This window comes from Ruegeria sp. BHSB056, assembly GCF_059613305.1.
The window spans coordinates 1-2,152 of the sequence record NZ_JBXWSG010000171.1; the positions used below are offsets into that span (position 1 = coordinate 1).

3 protein-coding genes are annotated in these 2,152 nt (G+C 58.4%); all 3 read left to right on the forward strand.

Features of this window, described 5'->3' with window-relative positions; genetic code table 11:
- Nucleotides 1-541: heterodisulfide reductase-related iron-sulfur binding cluster (locus tag AC2FND_RS20020; protein WP_496771454.1), on the forward strand; the 541-nt coding region annotated here is incomplete at its 5' end.
- A gap of 120 nt (nt 542-661) precedes the next feature.
- The gene (locus AC2FND_RS20025; protein ID WP_496771455.1) at nt 662-1,453 is read left to right on the forward strand and encodes a trypsin-like serine peptidase; all 792 of its coding nucleotides are present in this window, start codon (nt 662-664) and stop codon (nt 1,451-1,453) included.
- Nucleotides 1,450-2,152 (forward strand): trypsin-like serine peptidase (locus AC2FND_RS20030; RefSeq protein ID WP_496771456.1); only part of this gene is annotated, 703 nt, incomplete at its 3' end. The genes AC2FND_RS20025 and AC2FND_RS20030, both read left to right, overlap by 4 nt.

The following is a 2,152-nucleotide window of genomic DNA, read 5'->3' on the forward strand; positions in this document are numbered from 1 at the left end:
CGCCATCGTGATCAACACCTCGGGCTGTGGGACGACGGTCAAGGATTACGGGCATATGTTCCGGAACGACACGCTCTCGGATGATGCCGCACGGGTCTCGGGTATCGCGATGGATATCAGTGAGCTGGTTATGCAACTGAATTTGCCCGAAGGGCGTGATCAGGACCTTACAGTTGCGTATCACGCGGCGTGTTCGCTGCAACATGGGCAGAAGATCAAGACCTATCCCAAAGACCTGCTGAAACGGGCCGGGTTTCAAGTGGTCGAGCCCGCCGACAGCCATTTGTGTTGCGGCAGCGCGGGGACTTACAACCTGATGCAGCCGGAAATCTCGGGTCAGTTGAAGCAGCGCAAAATCAAAACACTTGAGGCGAAGAAGCCCGATATCATCGCCGCAGGCAATATCGGTTGCATGATGCAGATCGGGTCTGGGACCCAAGTGCCAGTCGTTCATACGGTCGAGCTGCTGGATTGGGCGACAGGGGGGCCAAAGCCACCCGCCTTGCAACGGGCAGAGGGCGCTGTTCCCATATTGCGATGAGCCGCCCTGATGCCGACCCGCATCATTTCCTGAGGAAATACCCCTGTACACCGATCGCCCTATTTTCGCCCAACGGGGCACGTAGGACAAAAGCTTCAGAGTGAGTCTCCGGAGACCCGAGTGCGCAACTGGATTAGGGCGATTGTGCTTTGTGCTTTGCCGATGGCGGCTACAGCACAGGACACCAGGCTGGAAAGCCTGGAGACCTCGGATTCCGGGCGCGAATGGATGGCTGTCGGGCGTCTGGATATTGCCGGAAAAGGGTTCTGCACCGGAACGCTTGTATCGCCGACCCTTGTGCTGACAGCGGCGCACTGCCTGTTCGACAAGGTGTCCGGGCAGCGGGTGAACCCGTCCGATATCGAATTTCTGGCCGGGTGGCGGCTGGGCCGCGCTTTGGCTTATAGAACGGCAAGGCAGGCTGTAATTCACCCGGATTATCAATTCAGTGCTGAGTCGTCGACGGACCGTGTCGGCGCGGATGTCGCCCTGATCGAGCTTTGGCAGCCGATCCGCAACACATCGGTCATTCCGTTTGAATCAGGAGATCAGCCGCGCCGGGGCGCGGAAGTGGGCGTGGTGTCATATGCACATGACCGGTCAGAAGCGCCTTCGTTGCAACAGGTTTGTTCGGTCATGAACCGGCAGGCAGGCGTTATGATCATGTCTTGCGACGTCGACTTCGGGTCTTCAGGAGCACCGGTTTTTTCTTTTACAGGCGCGCGCCCTCAGATCGTGTCGGTTGTGGCGGCAAAGGCCAGCATGGATGGCCAGAGCGTTGCGATCGGAACTGCGGTTGAACATTCGCTGCAATTGCTGCGAGACGAGCTGTCTGCCGGGCACGGATTTGGATTGTCGACCTCCGGTTCAGGGACGGGCAAGAACGTCGGTGCAAGGTTTATCCGGCCATGACCAAGGTCTTTCTAAGTCTGCTTTTGGGCCTGAGTGTTCTGGCGACCGCATCCCATGCGCAAGCCAACAAACGCAAGCTGACAGACCGGGACGACCTTTACGGTTGGGAAGCAATCGGGCGGCTGGATGTGCGCGAAGCGTCCTATTGCACAGGTACGCTGATTGCGCAGGACATGGTGCTGACCGCTGCCCATTGTGCTGTGGACCGTCGTACCGGGGAAACATACGCGCCCGAAGACATCACGTTTCGTGCGGGTCTGAGCAAAGGCAGCGCGTTGGCCGAGCGTCAGGTCACGCAGATTGCGGTTTTGCCCGGCTACGCGTCAAATAACCCGCTTTCGCACGAAGGCGTTCGGATGGATGTCGCCCTGATGCGGTTGAATGAGCCCATCCCGTATTCGATTGCCGATCCTTTCGTGTTGTACAGCGGGCGAGTTTCAGGAAACGAGATCAGCATAGCCTCATATGGACGCGGACGATCCGAGGCGATCACGCGGGAAAGGTCATGCCGCGTTTTGGATCGCAGGCAAGGCCTGATCACTTTTGATTGCGATGTCACCTTCGGGTCTTCCGGATCCGCCATTCTGGCAAAAAACGGTTCGCGCTGGCAGGTTTTGTCCGTGGTTTCAGCGGTAGGCACGAACGGTCGCAGAAAGGTGGGTTTCGGCATGGAGCTTGACGAGGTCGTGGCCGAGCTCA